14 protein-coding genes are annotated in these 16,653 nt (G+C 69.6%); 8 read left to right on the top strand and 6 right to left on the bottom strand.

Features of this window, described 5'->3' with window-relative positions; translation table 11 throughout:
- Positions 1-2 precede the first annotated feature (2 nt).
- From OG904_RS16185 to OG904_RS16160, 6 genes are all read right to left on the bottom strand, one after another.
- Complete coding sequence (locus OG904_RS16185) at positions 3-2,264, bottom strand: hypothetical protein (RefSeq protein ID WP_405491516.1); 2,262 nt, start codon at positions 2,262-2,264, stop codon at positions 3-5.
- Between the two features lie 110 nt (positions 2,265-2,374).
- Positions 2,375-2,914 (bottom strand): hypothetical protein, encoded by a 540-nt coding sequence (locus OG904_RS16180; protein ID WP_405491514.1) that lies wholly within the window; start codon positions 2,912-2,914, stop codon positions 2,375-2,377.
- A 47-nt stretch (positions 2,915-2,961) separates the two neighbouring features.
- Complete coding sequence (locus OG904_RS16175) at positions 2,962-5,943, bottom strand: ATP-binding protein (protein WP_405491512.1); 2,982 nt, start codon at positions 5,941-5,943, stop codon at positions 2,962-2,964.
- A 7-nt stretch (positions 5,944-5,950) separates the two neighbouring features.
- A complete protein-coding gene (locus OG904_RS16170) occupies positions 5,951-6,484 on the bottom strand; it encodes a hypothetical protein (protein ID WP_405491510.1) in 534 nt (177 codons plus the stop codon).
- Between the two features lie 114 nt (positions 6,485-6,598).
- The gene (locus OG904_RS16165) at positions 6,599-6,868 is read right to left on the bottom strand and encodes a hypothetical protein (RefSeq protein ID WP_405491508.1); all 270 of its coding nucleotides are present in this window, start codon (positions 6,866-6,868) and stop codon (positions 6,599-6,601) included.
- A 53-nt stretch (positions 6,869-6,921) separates the two neighbouring features.
- Positions 6,922-8,610 (bottom strand): conjugal transfer protein, encoded by a 1,689-nt coding sequence (locus OG904_RS16160; protein WP_405491506.1) that lies wholly within the window; start codon positions 8,608-8,610, stop codon positions 6,922-6,924.
- Between the two features lie 274 nt (positions 8,611-8,884).
- On the opposite strand from OG904_RS16160, the gene OG904_RS16155 reads away from it, so the two are divergent.
- From OG904_RS16155 to OG904_RS16120, 8 genes are all read left to right on the top strand, one after another.
- Positions 8,885-9,292 (top strand): hypothetical protein, encoded by a 408-nt coding sequence (locus tag OG904_RS16155; RefSeq protein WP_405491504.1) that lies wholly within the window; start codon positions 8,885-8,887, stop codon positions 9,290-9,292.
- Between the two features lie 12 nt (positions 9,293-9,304).
- Positions 9,305-9,964, top strand: a complete 660-nt coding sequence (locus OG904_RS16150) for a hypothetical protein (protein WP_405491502.1) — start codon at positions 9,305-9,307, stop codon at positions 9,962-9,964.
- Positions 9,961-10,968, top strand: a complete 1,008-nt coding sequence (locus OG904_RS16145) for a hypothetical protein (protein WP_405491500.1) — start codon at positions 9,961-9,963, stop codon at positions 10,966-10,968. The genes OG904_RS16150 and OG904_RS16145 overlap by 4 nt, the downstream gene beginning before the upstream one ends.
- Before the next feature lie 30 nt (positions 10,969-10,998).
- Positions 10,999-11,697, top strand: a complete 699-nt coding sequence (locus tag OG904_RS16140) for a DUF4913 domain-containing protein (RefSeq protein WP_405491498.1) — start codon at positions 10,999-11,001, stop codon at positions 11,695-11,697.
- 192 nt (positions 11,698-11,889) lie between these two features.
- On the top strand, positions 11,890-12,570 hold the full coding sequence (locus OG904_RS16135) for a hypothetical protein (protein ID WP_405491496.1): 681 nt from the start codon (positions 11,890-11,892) through the stop codon (positions 12,568-12,570).
- 6 nt (positions 12,571-12,576) lie between these two features.
- The gene (locus OG904_RS16130) at positions 12,577-14,637 is read left to right on the top strand and encodes a peptidoglycan DD-metalloendopeptidase family protein (RefSeq protein ID WP_405491494.1); all 2,061 of its coding nucleotides are present in this window, start codon (positions 12,577-12,579) and stop codon (positions 14,635-14,637) included.
- Between the two features lie 27 nt (positions 14,638-14,664).
- The gene (locus OG904_RS16125; protein ID WP_405491492.1) at positions 14,665-14,802 is read left to right on the top strand and encodes a hypothetical protein; all 138 of its coding nucleotides are present in this window, start codon (positions 14,665-14,667) and stop codon (positions 14,800-14,802) included.
- Between the two features lie 2 nt (positions 14,803-14,804).
- Positions 14,805-16,541 carry a type IV secretory system conjugative DNA transfer family protein gene (locus OG904_RS16120; RefSeq protein ID WP_405491490.1) on the top strand — a complete coding sequence of 579 codons (1,737 nt, stop codon included), beginning with the start codon at positions 14,805-14,807 and terminating at the stop codon, positions 16,539-16,541.
- Positions 16,542-16,653 lie beyond the last annotated feature (112 nt).

The following is a 16,653-nucleotide window of genomic DNA, read 5'->3' as shown; positions in this document are numbered from 1 at the left end:
TCCTATCGGGGCATCCGGTCGCCGTTGCGCGGCGGCGGAGGCTGGTGCGACGGAGCGGGCGGCTGCGGGGTCCGCGGATCCGCCGCCCGCGCGGGCGGCTGCCGCCGCGGAGCGGCGTCGTCGCCGCTGACCCGGCCACCGGAGCGCGGAGCCGGCAGCGGTGCGGGCCCGGGGGTGGGGGCCTGTGGTGCGGGTCCGGGTGCGGACGGGGCGGCGGGGGCAGGTGCCGAAGGGGCTCCCTGGCCCTGCTGCTGCGGTGCCGACTGCGTGGACGCGCTGACCCGCCCACTGCGGCGAGGGGACGCCGTGGATCCCTGGTCGGCGGAGGGCCCGGTCTCCTGGGCCGCGTCCTTCCTCTTCACCATCTCGTCGTACTGGTCCTTCTGGACCTCCGCCCCCATCTGCGCGGTCTTGCGCTGCTTCCGCTTGGTGTTGCTCGGAGCGATCCAGCCGCCCTTCTGCAGCCGTCCCCCCAGCACGGCCTTGTCCATGCCCCGGCCGACGTTCCCGGCGCCCCGCCCGGCCACCCGGCCTGCCGTCCTGGCCGTGCCGGCGGCGGCATTGCCCGCGAGGCGCTGACCCTGGGCACCCAGCTTGCTGGTCAGCGAGTTCGCCATGTCGCCCACGCCGAGCGCGTCTTCCGCTCCCGCGATCTTCGGGCTGTAACTGCCCGAGAGCAGCTTCTTCAGCATCATCACCACGGCGATCGTGACCAGCAGGAGCATCAGCAACTGCATGCCCAGGGAAATCTTCGCGGGCAGGATCATCTGGTAGAGCACGAGCAGCACGGTGAGGATGATGCCGAAGCCCGCGCGCAGCACGAAGCTGTGGATGAACGTCTGCAGCCAGCCCTTGAGTAGCTTCTGCTGGGACGGATGGATACCGAGCGTGGCGATCAGCGGCAAGAGAATGATCATGATCAGAGTCACGGCGTGCCACAGGAGCGTCAGTGCGCTGAGGACGATCACCATCAGGCCGACGATCAGCGCCGCTATCAACGAGTAGAAGGCGAGTCCGACGCGGGCTCCGGCGTTGTGCCCGGCCCAGTCGTCGAAAGGCACCGGGTAGATCTTTTGGTCAGGGGCTTTGCCGGGATAGCCCTGCCCGTCGCCACCCGCTATATCCATGCGGATGGGTACCCACTCGTCCTTCTTCTTGTCGATTTCCTTACTGCCCTTTTTGGGGAACGCGTCGATGTTGGTCGTGGACTGTGACACCACCTGCTTGACCCGGACGTCCTCACAGCGTGCGCCCTTGCCGAAGTTGCAGTCGGTGCTTCCGCTCTTCGGTACGCACGCACCGTTGTCAATCCGGCCCTCACCCTTACGGAAGATGCAGTTCGTGCCGTTTTCGCCGAACTGACCCAAGGCCCAAGGCCGGAACGCCAGCGTGTCGTACATCGCGCAGCTGGATACGCGCAGACCGCGGTTGTAAGCCCCTTCGGCCAGATCGCAAGGTGACTGCATCTGGCCCGAGACGCCCGAGAGCACCGCCTCGGAAAGCAGCGAGTTGAAATTGCCGATGCCGGTGTCCGCCTCGCTGATGACCTTGTCGTAGTTACCACCGGTCAGGAGCACGACGACGGCGACCGTCGTCAAGGAAGCCCATCCGACGCCCGACCAGGCTTCACGCATTTCGTTCTTGCGCCACTTGGTGAAGACCCAGATACCGGTGAGCGAGATCATGACGGGCACCGCAGGAATGAAGACGTTGTCCTTCAGGGTCTTCACCACACTGTCCCGACCGGCGTAAAGACCGCTGAGGGGACTCGGGTTGGAGGCCAGTTCCTTGATGGAAATGGCGGAGCGCGTCAGGATCTTCGTTCCGTTGAAGACCATGTTGGCGATGCCGTTGTTGACGAGGTCCATGATCGAGCAGTGGTCCGCGCCACCGCCCGTGGTGTCGTCTACCTGGGAGGCGTTGCCCCGGCCTCGAAAGGTCATGGACCAGTCCAGGCCCCGCATGCCGTTCATCTCGTACAGGGTGTACTTCTCGGGGCCCTCCGGCATCCTGACCGCGCCGGTGATCATTCCCGTCGTGTCGTTGAGGTTCTTGGCGCGCTTTTCCTTGTCTTCCCACTGGTTGACGGCAGGCATGATGGATTCACCGCTGGCGCCAGGATTGTCATGGCTATAGCTGTCATCACCGGTGAAACTGCAGGCGAAGTCCTCGGCATGTGCCGTACTGGGAACGGCGAAAGACAGGGCGAGCAGCGCGAGGACGAGGAACGCGCCGGTCCGGACGGCACGCCCGGCGCTCCGCACCCGGTCGAGGGGAGACGGGGCTTTGGGGGAGGATCCAAGTGGCTGGGCGCTACGGCGCACGGACATCTTCTTTCGGGAGTTCCGCGATAGGGGTCGGTGGGAGTCGACGACTACGAGCGGTTGTAGTCGGTCAGGATGCAGCCCTCCACCAGACCCTTGTGCTGCTTGTAGCCGCTCGGGATCTGGTAGCCGTCCGGGTCGCAGGTCAGGGTGAGCATCTTGGCGTTCATCAGCGCCTTGACGGTTCCGTCGTCCGTCGGCACGACCGCGAAGTTCTTTCCGACCAGTGCTTCGTACTTCTTGCCGGCCCGGTTCGTGGCCTGGAACTTCGCCATGTCGGAGATCGACAGCAGCGTGATCGTCTGGCGCGAGCCGTCGTCACACACGGCGCGCTCCTTGATGGCCCAGGCAGGGTCCTTGGCCTCCTTCTCCAAGAGGCCCTTCCCTTCCTCGTCGACGGGCCGCAGGTTGGTGCACTTGGCGTGCTGGTTGATGAACTTCTCGATGGAGGCCATGTCCCCGGCCGCCGGAAGACCGAGATCGTCCTTCGACGGACCGCTGCTCCCCTTGTCACCGCCGCCCCCACAACCGGTCAGGGCCACGAGTGCCACGAGAGCGGCCCCGGCAGTGATGCTCTTGGACAAGCGCATGGTGTCTCCTTGGGTCAGTCGTTCGAAACGGTCTCGGTACGGCTCGGTCACACTGCGGCGGCCTGCGCCGCGGCCGCGGCCTCCGCCGCCTGGCCCGCCTCCTGCATGAAGGTCCAGTCCCACACGCTGAGCGGCGGGTCGATGCCCTGCCTGCCGGGGCGGGTCGTGCCGTTGGTGTCCGTGGCGGCGAGGATCTCCTTGAAGACCAGGTCAACGGCGACCGTGCCGACCCGCTTGTCGACGTCACGCTGCAGGCAGACGCCCGTACGGAGTTCCTGCAGGGCCGAGATGACCTTGGCGTCGTTCTCGGGCCGGCCGAGGAGCGGCGCCACCAGGGAGGCCTCCTGGGCGGACTTCTGCTTGAAGGCGAACACCGTGTGGATCTGGTTGGCGCCACCGCTGCGGGCCTCGGAGTCCTCGATCTGGACGAGGTCGATGGCCTGCTGGGTGATCAGGACGGTGACCGCCAGGTACGAGCGGCCCTGCTTGAGGGCGCGCCGCATCAGGTCCCGGCCGCTCTCGGTGGCGGTGACGACGTACGCCTCGTCGACGAAGAGCGCCTTGGGCCGCAGCCCGATCTCCCCCGTCACCGGGTTCTTCTCGTAGCCGACGTCGAGCATCTGGCTGCCCAGCTCCACGACCGCCATCAGCGCGGTGGCGGCGAGGCGTTCGGCCGGGTTCCAGTTGCGCGGGTCCGAGGAGGACGGGGACTGGAAGCCGCGCAGGGTGATGACCGTACGGCGCTTTCGCATCGCGGACAGGGTCTGCGGGTGCTCGGCGAAGGCGAGTCGCGCGTACGGCAGGGTCCGCAGCTCGGTGAGGAGCATCTGGGCGAGCTTGAGCTCCTTGGCGGCCTCGCGGTCGCCGCTGGACACCGCGTGGTCGTAGGCCTGGACGACCTCGTCGACGACCTGCCACAGCGTCGGCCGCGGTACCTTCTGCTCGGCCTCCCTGGCGGTCAGCCCGTGTTCGGTGGCCTGCCGCATCGCGGAGTTGTACCGGCCGACGACGGTGGCCATCCCCTCGATGACGGGCAGGCGTACGCGCTGGTAGTCCTCGTCGCCGAGGAAACCGCGCAGCATCGACTCGGCGAGCAGCCGGCCCGAGGGGACGTCGCGGGCGACCACCCACGGGTCGAGCACGCCGGCCTGGCCCTTGAGGAGGTCGACGACCTCGGTCTCGGCCCAGAACTCCGGGTTGACCGGCCGGAAGCGGCTCTGCTCGGTCCCCAGGATGCCCGTGTCCGCGTCGTGTGCGAAGGCCGGGTCGTTCACCTGGGAGCCGAAGCCCAGGTAGTAGCAGAGCTGGGCGAAGTCGGTCTTCGGGTCGATGACCAGGCAGCGCACGCCCGACTCCGACTCCTCGTAGAACTTCTGCAGCGCGAGCGAGGACTTGCCGCCGCCGGACGCGCCGACGATGGCGAGGCCACCGCCGTCGTTGCGGGCCGGCCCGACGTGCAGGGAGTAGTGGACGGGCATCTTCCCGGCCCAGCCCACGAGGTTGCCCACCCAGCCGAGCTGCTTGCCCGACCGGTGTTCGGGGTTGTCGCCGAGCTCGGTGCCCGCGGTGGGCAGCCCGGCGCCGAGCTGCTCGACCTCCTGCAGCCGCAGGTACGGCGCGATGGCCAGCTTGGGCGCGTCGCCCGGCAGCTGGGACTGGAGCAGCCGCCACTGCTGGCGGGTCGGCCGCAGGAGGGTGACCTTCAGGTCCTGCTTGAACTGCATCTCCAGCACGCGGCGCCGGCGTTCCAGTTCCGCGATGTCGGGCGCGGAGATGGTGAAGCGGATCTGCGCCTCCATGCCCGGCATCTTGTGCTCCTCGACGTCGTCGAGGAGGTGCTGGGCACGCGTGACCTGATTGGCCAGCTGGGTGCCGGGCGAGCGACCGGAGTTGGCCATGTCGTTCATCTCGTCGACCAGGTTGCCGCTGATCTTCTTCGCCCGGTCCTTGAACTTCAGGTACGGGATCAGGGTGAACCGCATGTCGATCTCGACCGGGAAGTCCACGTGCTGCGATGCGTACCGCGCCCAGGCGGTGGACTGCCGGAAGCGGGTCTCGGTGGGCCAGCTGGCGGCCACCAGCGTCGTCGTGTAGCTGGTGTGCTGTTCGCCGGTGACCTCGTCGTACTGGTGCAGCACGATGTGCGTCTTGTGGTTCTCACCGGAGAAGTCGACGACGAGGTCGAACTGGTCGGGGCCCCAGGAGCGGGACCCGAGCACCGGTTCCGGCGGCACGGCGAGATCACCGTGGAGCGGCTTGCGGATCAGCCAGACCAGCTCCTCGCGGGTCAGTGGCACGCCGTTCAGGCCCTCGAGGCTCTCGTGGACCTCTCGCGCCACCTGGGTCCACTGGGCCAGCACGCCGGGAGACAGGTACTCGTCGTGGACGCCGGTGGCGCCCGCCGCCGCCCTGTCGGCGGTGCCGCGCAGGGCGCGGCTCAGGCCGGGCTCCTCGACCGGGTCGTCACCGCCGGGGAGTACCCCGCTGCCGTTCGACCCCCGCTTCAACGATCCCAGCTTGACCAGCAGGATGTTGCGCTCGCGCGTCGCTCCGATGCGTTCCTGGTACTCGGCCTTGCGGAGGTTGTACGCCTTGTAGTTCTCCGTGGGGTCCCAGGCCACCGTGTTGAGCTGGTCGGCCCATTCCACGGCGGTGATCGGCCGGTACACCTTGCGGTAGTGGCACTCGACGTTGCGGTCGCCGCGGGCGAGGTTGAGCAGCCCGCGGGCGGGACCCTCGGCCATAGCCTGGAGCTCGGTGGCGTTGAGGTACTCGTCGATGGCGGTGGGCAGCACGATTCCGGTCCACACCGATTCGCCGTGGACGAAGACCATGTCGTCGGCGTAGCGGTAGGGCAGCCGCATGTCTTCGCGGCGCGTGGACCGGGCGGCCTGGTTCCGGGACCCGCCTGAGTTCCGCGTACCACCGGAACCCTGACCGCCCTTGGACTTCTTGGAGCCGGCGGAGGCGATGATCATGGCGATCACGAAGAAGGCGACCGCCCCGCCCAGAAGAATCATCATGATCATGAAGGAGTCATCCTGCAGTTTCGGAGTGTGCGGTTGCGGCGTGCGCCGCATGCGCGTGCGCGGCGTACGAGGAACCCTGCCGGGACGCCGCGGCAAGGGCCTCTTCGTACTGCCCCTGCCAGCGCCGCGAACCCGGCTGCCAGAGGATCACCTGCCAGTGCAGTTCCTCGGGTTCGCGGTCGGCGGCCAGACCCTGCAGACGCTTGGGCTGGAACCAGTAGTCGCCCCAGACCACCAGCTGCTGGCTGAGCGTGAGGGCGGAGGGCAGCGGCCGCCCCCACACGAAGTAGACGGCGACCGGCGGCCCGATGTAGAGCACCGACGTCAGCATCGATATGCCCAGAAAGGGCAGGACCGCGGAGAGCGAAAGCAGCGCCACCAGCCACAGGACACCGAAGCCGAAGGCCGCGCCCAGAGCGGGCAGGAGCAGTCCGGGGAGCGGGATGTTGCCCCAGTTCCAGATGCGCTTGGGCCGGTTGAGCAGATCCGTGTGGTCGTAGGCGACCATCGGCTCGGGTACGTCCGATGTGTCCTGTGCCATCAGCAGGTCCCCCTCTCTGACGTGGTTGCGGACCGTGGGTTACGGGTGCGGGCCGGACGCGTGCACCGGCCGCGCCCCGGCCGTGAATCGGCCGTGCCCCGGCCGTGCATCGGCTCAGGTCTTGGTGCCGCCGCCACCGATCTGGCTGCCCAGGTCGATCAGCAGACCGGCGAGACCGGTCGCGCCGCCGATGATCAGGGCGGCCAGCGCGATCATGCCGAAGCCCTGGAAGGCCTCGCGCATGCCGTCGCCGCGCTTCATCGACAGCAGCATCCGGATGCCGAGGATGAGCAGGGAGCAGATGGCCACGGTGGTGCCGATGCCCAGGAGGATCTTCTGGATCTCTCCGAACATGCCGTTGAGGGTGGTAGCCGCCAGGTACATGGCGATGTCCTTTCGCTGGGATTGGTGGGAGGGGATTCGTCGGTGATGTGCCGTCAGGGAGACTTGGGCGCGCCGGGGGTGGCGCCGCCGGCCGCCGGGGCGCTCTCCTCGGGAACCTGGACGGCGGGCGCGGCCGCTCCTGCGTCCGCCGTGCCGCCCGTCGGGTCGAGGACGCCGCCGCGGATGTCCTTGATGAACCAGCCCTGGGCGGTGTTCACCACCGTCACCCGGTAGGAGCGCTTCACGGTGGGGGCCGGGGAGGTTCCCTTCGCCCCGGCGGCCGGGGCGCCGCCCCAGACGACCGTCACCCGCGCCTGCACCGTCTGACCAGGCCCGTACTGGACGGCCTTGCCGTTCTCACTGCCTGCCGGCGCGAGCGCCACGACTTCCTGGACCTCGGGCGAGGCCAGCGCCCCGGCCAGGCCCGTGGTCGCCGACTGAGTCGCATCGGAGGTGGTGAAGCGGGGAAGCCCCGTCGCATCGGAAGCCGCCCAGGCCTTGAAGTAACCGGGCAGGACCTTCGACTTGAGCTGGTCGGAGAGCGACTGATCGACGGCCTCCTTGTCCTGACCGACGACGGGAGCGCTGCCGCGCGAAGGCATCGGCATCTCGCCCAGGTTGCCCGCGACGCGCAGTCCCGACCCGGCGGCCAGGTCCCTCACGTACACCGGCACGGAGAGGGTGGTGGTTCGACCGGTCGACAGCTTGACCTGGATGCCCAGGTAGCGGCCGTTCGCCCCGTACTCGGGAAGCTCCTCGACGGTCCCGTCCCATTTGGCCTCGCGGACGCTCTGGCTGCCCTGGCCGCTCACGCCGCAGTCACGGTCCACGCCCGACGAGGCGTAGTGGGCCAGCGCATCGCGGCGCTTGTCGGCGGTCTGCGGGGAGTACGTCATGCAGAGCGTCACGTACTCCTCCGCGAAGGTCGCCGCGGCCTGGGTCGGGAAGTCGGTCAGCCGGTACCGCCGCAGGTCCTTGTCGTCCAGGGCGCCGCTCTGCACGGCGACGGACGACTTGCCGATGACCAGGCCCGCGACACCGCACGAACCCAGGGCGAAGACACAGGTGGTGATCAGCAGCGTCGCACGGACGGCCACGTGGGTACGCCGACCCTGGGCGGGCAGGCGCCCACCGGGGCGAGGCACGTCGAAGCCCGATTGCGTGCGTGCGGGGGCCCTGAGCTGCGGGGCCGCGGCGGCGGAAGCCGGCTGGTTCGTCACCGGCGCGGTTGCCGACGGGGCCGGCGCGGCCACGGGGGCCGCTGCGCCGCCCTGCTTGCGCCCCTCGCGTGCGGCCTTCTTCTGCTCGTACGCGGCCTTGCGCACGCCCCTCTTGGCTTCCTTGGCGGCCTGGCTCTCGGCCTTGGCCTGCTCGCGCCTGTCCTTCTTCGACGGCTCGGACGGCTGGTTCGCGCGCGGGGGCAGGGCCGGCACGGCCGCTTCACCCGGCGGCACGGTTCCCGGCCGGGTGGTGCGCACCCAGGCCGCGGCCACCTGTGCGCGGGCGGCCTCCGAGGACTGCTGCGCCGGGGCCTGGGCGCTGCCCGGATAGCCGTAGGGAGCGGACCCCGGCTGCCCGGGCGGCTGCGCCTGGGCGTGCGCCTGGGCCTGGGCCTGGGCCTGGGCCTGCTGTCCGTCGGCGTGCCCTGCGGGGCCGAACTGCCCTCGCTGCTCGGAAGGCCGGCCCCCGCCGACCCCGCCAGCAGAGCTGTTGTGGTCCGTCATCGAGTCCGTCTCTCCCACGCGTGTGATCCCCCCTCCGCCAGCCGACCGGTTGGCGGGCCCCTGGAAATGAGGGCGGGTGTGCGGAACGGCAGTGTGGCAAATGAAGTGCCCATCGCCCTTCCCCTTTTCCCCGCGGGGAAAGAGTGGGGAAAGCCGGGGAATGTGTCGGGCATCCCCGTGAGGCGGTCCGGGGACCCCGGGGTGGCACGGCCCTGCCTGCGCTCCGCCAGAATGACGGGTCGTGCCCGGGTGACGGGCGTCGAGCCGTCCCCCACCATGCGAAGGACGAGAGTTGAGCGACCAGTACGCCCTCCCGCAGCAGAACGTTGGCCCCGCGACGGAGGCCCAGCACGCTTGGATCGACGGCTACGAGCCCGGAAACCCTTGGCAGTCGAAGCTCTGCCTGCGGACCCCGCACGGCACCGTCGCCTACCCCCTCACTCCGCACACGATGCCCGAGCTCCTGGAGGGGCTGGTCATGGTGGCGCAGGCCCAGCAGGGGACGACCGGAACGCCGGTCGCGGACGACGACCCGTCCGACGACGTGGACACGGGCACGGACCTGCACAACGGCCGCGCCGCACGGATGACGGGCTGGGCCGTGGTCCACGACCTCTGGGAGCAGGGAGACCCGCAGGTCCGCTTCATCATGGGCGCGGTGGTGGTCGGCCTGCTGATCCTCGGGATCGTCCTGTCCTGACCGTCTGCCACGATGCCCACAGGTGTACCGAGCGAGGAGCTGAAGACGATGCTGACGGAGACATCGGGCCGCACGGCCCAGGACCTGGCCGCCGAGCTGGAGGGTCTGCGCGGGGTGGACTGGGCCTCCGTATGGGCCGGGCCGCCGCAGGGTGGATCGTCGGAGTGCAGCAAGTGGTGTGCGAGGTACGGCTGGGAACCGCAGACGGCCGACCGCAACCTGGTCGTGAACACCGCTGGCGGCGGCAGGTGGACGTTCGAGTCGAACGGCAACTGGCACCCGGTCGAGGGCCTGACCCACTGGCCGTGGCACCTCAAGGCCGAGGAGGCGTCCGAAAACCCCGCCCTCCTGGCCCGCTCGGCCGAGGAGTGGCCGGCGTTCCTGAAGGCGGCCGAGGACGTGTTGGGACCGGCGGCCTGGAACGGCGTCTGGAACGCACCGGACTTCCCGGAACCGCCGGAGCAAGGGTTCTGGGCGGACCGGGACTACCGCCTTGAGACCCGTACCCCCTACCGGATGGCGTACTGGAAGCCGATGGGCGAACACCCCGGACAGGCATGCATCGTGCTGGAGCAGTCGGTGTCGTTCGCAAGCTGGACCACCGACAGATCGGGCGGCTCGCGAATCCGGCTGAGCGTGAACGCGACTGAGGGCTCACGGAGGCACCGGTGAGAGCCGACGCTCCCCCCACCCCTGAAGAGATAGCAAGGGCGTTCGTCCTCCAGGAGGCACAGGCCGATGTGGACCGTGCCGACCCGCGGGCCGGGCGGGAGGTAGCGGAAAAGGTTTACAGGGACTGCCTTTCGGCTCAGCCGGAGAGCTCCGAGCCGAATCTGCTGGGGTTCATCACGGCTCTTGCGCGGGAAGGATCCGTCACCAACGAGGAGCGGGGCGCCGACCGCGCCTTCTGGTCCTACGAGTCCCAGCTTGAGGGCGCGGACAAGCCAGTACCGAACCGGTTTCTGGCACGGGCCTGTGGAGAGTCACGTGGCCTCCAGGTTCTGGAGGACACTCCGGCGGGGCATCAGCTGAATTCGTACTCCCTCGGCAACCGCACCGTGGTGCGGGCCCTCGCCCAGCACTTCGACTTCGATCCGGACGAACTGGGCACCGCCCACGGCAGGGCCTGGGACACCCTCTCGGACCGGTACGCCGAGGCAACCGAGGGTCTGGTGATCACCTTCGCTGCCGACATCACCGAGGACTCGGTACTCGGCAAGACCGAGATTCCGGCGCTGCTCCAGAATTCCAAGGTCGGCAAGGAAGGCATCAAGTTCGCGACACCGATGCCCCGGCATGAGCACATTCCCGCCGAGATCGACGCGTTGATGGCTGACGCCCCCGTCCGCTGCCAGCTACGCAAGGGGGACTACGACCCCGAGAAGTCCCCGAAAGACCTCGCCGTGAAGCTCGCCGCCATCGACGTCCCGGAGAACCAGCGGATGGCACATGAAGCGGCGATGTGGCAGCTGGCGTCAGCCAACACCTATGACGAGCTGTCCGCCCGTGCCGCAGCGAAGCAGTCCCCGCAGGCAGGCAACGCCTTCATGCCCGGCATGGGCGCCCGCCCCGTCGCCCGCCCCGCGGCCCCCCGCGGCCCCACCGGCCACGGTGTGATCAACCCGGCGGCCGAATTCCCGTCCGTCGTACCGGCGCAGTCCGGCGTCGAGCGCTAACCGACCGACCCTGTGCGAGAGGCACCCCACTTGAGCAGCGACCACGAGCGGATCGCCCAGAGCTTGGCGGAGAAGGCGGCCTTCTTCGCCGCGACCAAAGCCTGGGCCGACATGCACATGAAGCTGACGTTCTTCCTGGCCGGAGCTCGTTCGGGCCATGAGGAGCATCAGCGCTCCAGGCAACTGGACGACTGGCAGGGGCGCGTGGTGGCCGCCCGCGAGGCGGGCGACACGGCAGCCGGGCATGCCGTCGAGTCCGAACTCCGCGAGTTGGTGCTGGCTGAGCTGCGGGGCCGGGACGGCGCTCTGGCCCAGCTGTGCGAGGCGTTCCCCCTCCTTGCCGCCGAGCGGCAGAGCGAACAGAAGTCGGCCGACGACGAGGTGGAGTTCTACTTCGCCGACGTCTTCGTCTTCGTCTCCGAATACCTGTCGCAGATGGTGCGGCGCCGAGTGAACGGCTCGACCGCCACCTGGTGTCCGCGCTGGTGGGAGCACCCCGAAGCGGGAGCCCGCCTTTCCGCGCTATGGCTGGCCTGGGAGCACTTGCGTCACGACCCGGCACTGGGCATGTCCACCTGGTGGCTCCACCATGCCGACCCGCACCTGCGCGTGTTGCTGGACGCGGATCTCGGCCCGTTCGCGGCCTGTTCGCCCAAGGACGGGCATACGGCCTATCCCTTCGGCCCCCTTCCCGTCGACCCCTACGACCCCGAGGGCTCTTCCGTCTGAGCAGGGGCGGCGAGGGGTTCCGGAGATCTCTTCGCGGATTCTTCGCACGGACTTCACCGGCTCGACCCGATCTGACCGCCCGGAAGTTTCCTCGCCTTTTCCCCGCAATTCCTCGCGGGGAAAAGGCGTGCGTCATCGGCTGTCCCTCCCCCTACCGTGTCCGGGCGACCTGACTGAGGGAGGCCCGGGACGGTGGAGTCACCTGCCGAGAACAAGCGAAGTGCGGCACTTGCCCTGGCGATACTGGGCGTTGTACTGATCGGCGCCCTGGTGGTACTCACCGTCTTCGACGGAGATGACGACGCCGAGGTGTCGTCCGATGCCAAGGCCCCCGCGGCGGCCGCCCAGGACAAGGGCGCGGGCCAGGCCGCCCCCGCCGGTGACGGCACGCAGCAGACCGGTGCCTCCGACGCCGTGCCGCCCATCGTCACACCGGCGGAACTGACCGAGGCACACCAGGCGATGGCCGCCTACATGGCCGGCCTGAGCACGTACAAGCACACCGACCAGACCGCCGCCTGGGCGAAGCCGCTGCTGGCGCTGGCCGTCGGCGGCGATCAGATGAACCGGCAGACCGCGCTTCCCACGGGCAAGGACTGGGCCACCTGTCAGGCCGTCCACTGCTCGTCCGTCGGGAAGGCGACCGTGGTCCGCGACGCGATGATCGCCGACGACCTCGCCCGCGGCAGCGGCGGGATGGTGTCCAGCGTGGTCTCGCTGACCGCCGTCCGTTCCGAGAACGGCAAGCAGACCCGTACGGAGAGCAACTCCTGGCTGGTCACCTCCCGCAAGGAGGGCGGTGCGTGGAAGGTCTCCGCGTTCGACCTGTACGGCCTGGGCAACGTGGGCGCATCCGACAAAGCGGGGGGCTGAGACTCGATGGTGGCTCCTGCCGTGCTGGCGGCCGCGTCGAAGGCCGCCAAGGTGGCGAAATCGGCCAAGGCGGCCGCCCAGCTGGCGGGCGGCCAGGGCGGTGACGGCGGCGGCGGCGGCAAGAAGAAGAGCAACGGCAAGTGGATGCTGATCCTCGGCGGCGGCAGCCTGCTGCCGATCGGCGCCGTCGGCTTCCTCGCCATCGTCATGATCAGCGCCCTGGTGGGCGGCCTCGGCAGCGGCGCCGCGCAGGCGGCCTGCGGCAACTACGGCGAGAACGCGGCCGGGGGCAACACCGGTGATCAGGCGGCCACCAACCCGATCATGCCGGCCGGCAAGGTCTACATGCCCAGCGATACGGCCCGCAACGAGATACCCCCGCGGATGATCCTGGCCGCGATGCGGGCCGCGGCCCGCTACGAGGGACTCGACTGGACGTTGATCGTCGGGCAGATGTACCAGGAGACCAAGTTCGGCCAGGACCCGTCCGCCGCGCCGGGAGGCAAGAACAGCGCGGGCTACATGGGCCTGCTCCAGTTCGGCGACGACGCCTGGCACGACTACGGCGGCGACGGCAACGGCGACGGCAAGAAGGACCTCTACAACATCGACGACGCGGCGTTCGCCGCCGCCAACTTCCTGCACGCGATGAAGGCCGAGACGAAGCCCTGGGACGCCTTGCTGTCCTACTCCGGTTCGACGAAGGACAACACCGTCTACCCCCGGGTGGTCCTCACCCAGGCGGCCCGCTACCGCGGCAACCTCACCGGCGAGAAGAGCCTGATCGAGGGCTGGTACGCCCACCTGAAGACGACCGTCGAGAAGAACCCCGGCTTCCCCACCCTCGGACAGCGCTCGGACATCCCCGAGCCGGTCGGCAACGACGCCCAGCCGAACGAGGCCTTGAGCATCAAGGCGTCCCCGCCCCGCTCCTGGTCCACCCCGCCCTACGGCGGCGACACGGGAGGGAGCCAGGACACGGCGAACAGGATGGAACCGGCCGCCTTCTCCCGTCCGCTGCTCAAGCCGGCCGCCGACCCACCGGCCACGGACGGCAAGAGCTGGCAGTGGCCGCTGAAGGAAGGCACGTATCAGATCGGCACCAAGTACCACGAGAGCGGCCCCCATTGGAGTCTCGGGTACCACACCGGACTCGATCTGGTCGCTCCCAGCGGTACCCCGATCTACGCCCCTGCCGACGGCAAGGTGGTGAAGGCGGGCAACGGCGGCTCGTACGGCAACGAGACCGACATCGAGCACGCGAACGGCGTCATCACCCTGTACGCGCACCAGACCACCATCTCGGTCTCGGTGGGCAGCACCGTCAAGCGCGGCGACCAGATCGGCACGGTCGGCGCCACCGGCAACGTGACCGGCCCCCACCTCCATTGGGAGGTACGCATGCCGGGCGTCGACAACCCCTTCGTCCCCGGCCAGGACAACGGTCCCGGCATGGTCGACCCGGAGGACTGGCTGCAGGGCAAGGTCTCGGCCAACCCCGACTACGGCACCGTTCCCGGCGGCGGCAAGGGCAAGGACGCCGATTACGCCGACTGCGCCAAGAACGGCAAGGGCACCGCGGTTCCCCCGGACGGCGCCGGCGTGACCGGCGTACTGCCGGGAGCCGACGACCCGGTCGTGCGGGCGGCACTGCGCTGGGCGCAGCGCGGCATCGGCCAGCCGTACGTCTGGGGCGCCCCACGGCTCCAGGGCGACAGCCCGGTCTCCTTCGACTGCTCCAGCTTCACGCAGTGGATCTACTACCAGGCCAGCGGCGGCAAGATCAACATTGGTTCGACCACCTACGAGCAGGAAGACCGGCTCCGTGCGTACAAGATCGATCTGAGCCAGGCGCGGCCCGGCGACCTGATCTTCTTCCACCCCAGCAGCGCGGGCTCCGAGCACGTGGGCATCGTGTGGGACCCGGCCGGCAAGAAGATCCTCCACGCCCCCCGCCCCGGCAAGAACGTCGAGTTCAGCACCTGGGACGTGCAGGACCCGATCACCGCCGTGTACCGGGTGCCGATCCCGCCGGGCACCAACCCCGCCGAGGCCGGCGGCAGCTAGAAACATGCGCAGAGGACAAGGGTGTCGATGAACAAGCGCAGGGCGCTCGCGCTCGCGAGCACGGCCGTACCGGCCCCGGGGCTGGCCGCCCGCTGCGGGGGCCCGGAGGAGAAGGGTCCCTCCGCCTTCCGTACCACGCCCGCCCCAGCGGAAGGAAAGGCCTGACCATGACCGTCCAACAACAGAAGAAGCCCCGCTCCGACGAGGACTGGACGAACGAGATCGTCCTGCTCGTCGTCTCGGTCCTGACCCTCCTCTGCGGCGCCTGGCTCGCCACCCGCGTCGCCGCGTCCTTCGGGGGTGAACCAGCCCCGCCGAGCAACCCCCTCTCCTTCGCCGTGGCCCTGGTCAAGGGCGACTACGCGTGGCCGGGCGGTGCGGCGAACGCCGTCGCGGCCGGCGAGGCGCTGCTGCTCGGCGCGGCCGCGACCGCCGTGTACCGGATCCGCCTGCGCATGCGCAACAAGCCCGACGTGGACGGCGCGGCCCGCCATCTCGCGCAGGGCGAGGAACTCGGCAAGCTCACCATGAAGGGCGCCGCCGCGACCGCCGAGCGACTCGGCGTGCACAGCAACGTGCCCGGCGTCTTCATCGGCCGCTCATTGCGGGGACGGCAGCCGCTGTACGGCTCCTTCGAGGACATGCACATCGACATCTGGGGCCCCCGTACCGGCAAGACGACCCGACGCGCCATCCCCGCGATCCTCGACGCCCCCGGCGCGGTGCTCGTCACCTCCAACAAGCGGGACATCGTCGACGCCACCCGCGGCCCCCGCGAGGCGCGCGGTCCGGTCTGGGTCTTCGACCCGCAACAGGTGGCCCAGGAGCCACCCGCCTGGTGGTGGGATCCCCTGTCGTACGTGACCGACATCGCCAAGGCCCGCAAGCTGGCCGACCACTTCGCGTCGGGCTCGCGGGACGCCGACGCATCGACGGACGCGTACTTCGACCCGGCCGGACAGGACCTGCTCGCCAACCTCCTGCTCGCGGCTGCCACGGCCAAGTCCTCGATCACCCAGATCTACACCTGGCTGGCCAACCCGAAGGACGACACCCCGGAGCGCATCCTGCGCGGCGCGGGACAGCTCATGCCGGCCGACTCCCTGGCCGGCGTGATCACCGCCCCGGACAAGCAGCGCAGCGGCATCTACGGCGTCGCCCAGCAGATGGCGTCCTGCCTCATCAACCCCGAGGTCAACCGGTGGGTGACACCGGCCTCCCCCCACGACGACCGTCCGGAGTTCGACCCCCGCGAGTTCGTCCGCAGCGACTCCACCCTCTACTCGCTTTCCCGCGAGGGCAGCGACTCGGCGGGTCCGCTGGTGACCGCCCTGACCGTGGCCGTCGTCGAGGCCGCCGAGGAGTACGCCACCACCCAGCGCGGCGGCCGGCTCTCGCGCCCGCTGGTCGGTGTCCTGGACGAGGCGGCGAACGTCTGCCGCTGGCGCGCCCTGCCCGACCTCTACTCGCATTACGGCTCGCGCGGCATCGTCCTGATGACGATCCTCCAGTCCTGGGACCAGGGCATCGAAGTGTGGGGCGAACGCGGCATGGAGAAGCTCTGGTCGGCCGCGAACGTGCGGGTCTACGGCGGCGGCGTCTCCGACACCCGCTTCCTGGGAGACCTGTCCGAGCTGGCGGGCGAGTACGAACTGCGCGAGTTCACCACGACCCGCGAGGCGGAGGCCGGCGGCTGGTCCGGCAACCGCACCATGAACGAGTCCGTACGCCGCGACCGCGTCCTGAAGGTCTCCGACCTGGGCGCGATGCCCCCCGGCCGGGCACTCGTCCTGGCCTCCGGCACCAAACCGGTCCTGGTGGAAACGATCCCGTGGTGGGAGGGCCCCTACGCCCGAGCGGTCAAGGCGTCCCTGAGCAAGCACGACCCGGGCGCCCGCACCTGACACGGCGCTGTGACCCCGCGGCGAAGGCCGGACGACCGAACCCCGGGTCGTCCGGCCTTCGCTGGACGGCCGACGGGTTCTGCTGTCTGGCCGTCAGCGGGGACCGACCCCG

It is taken from the genome of Streptomyces sp. NBC_00096, assembly GCF_045041305.1.
In the GTDB taxonomy this organism is placed as follows: Bacteria; Actinomycetota; Actinomycetes; order Streptomycetales; family Streptomycetaceae; genus Streptomyces.
Note: the sequence above shows the minus strand (reverse complement) of the source record. Positions and strands in the feature narration are given on the sequence as shown.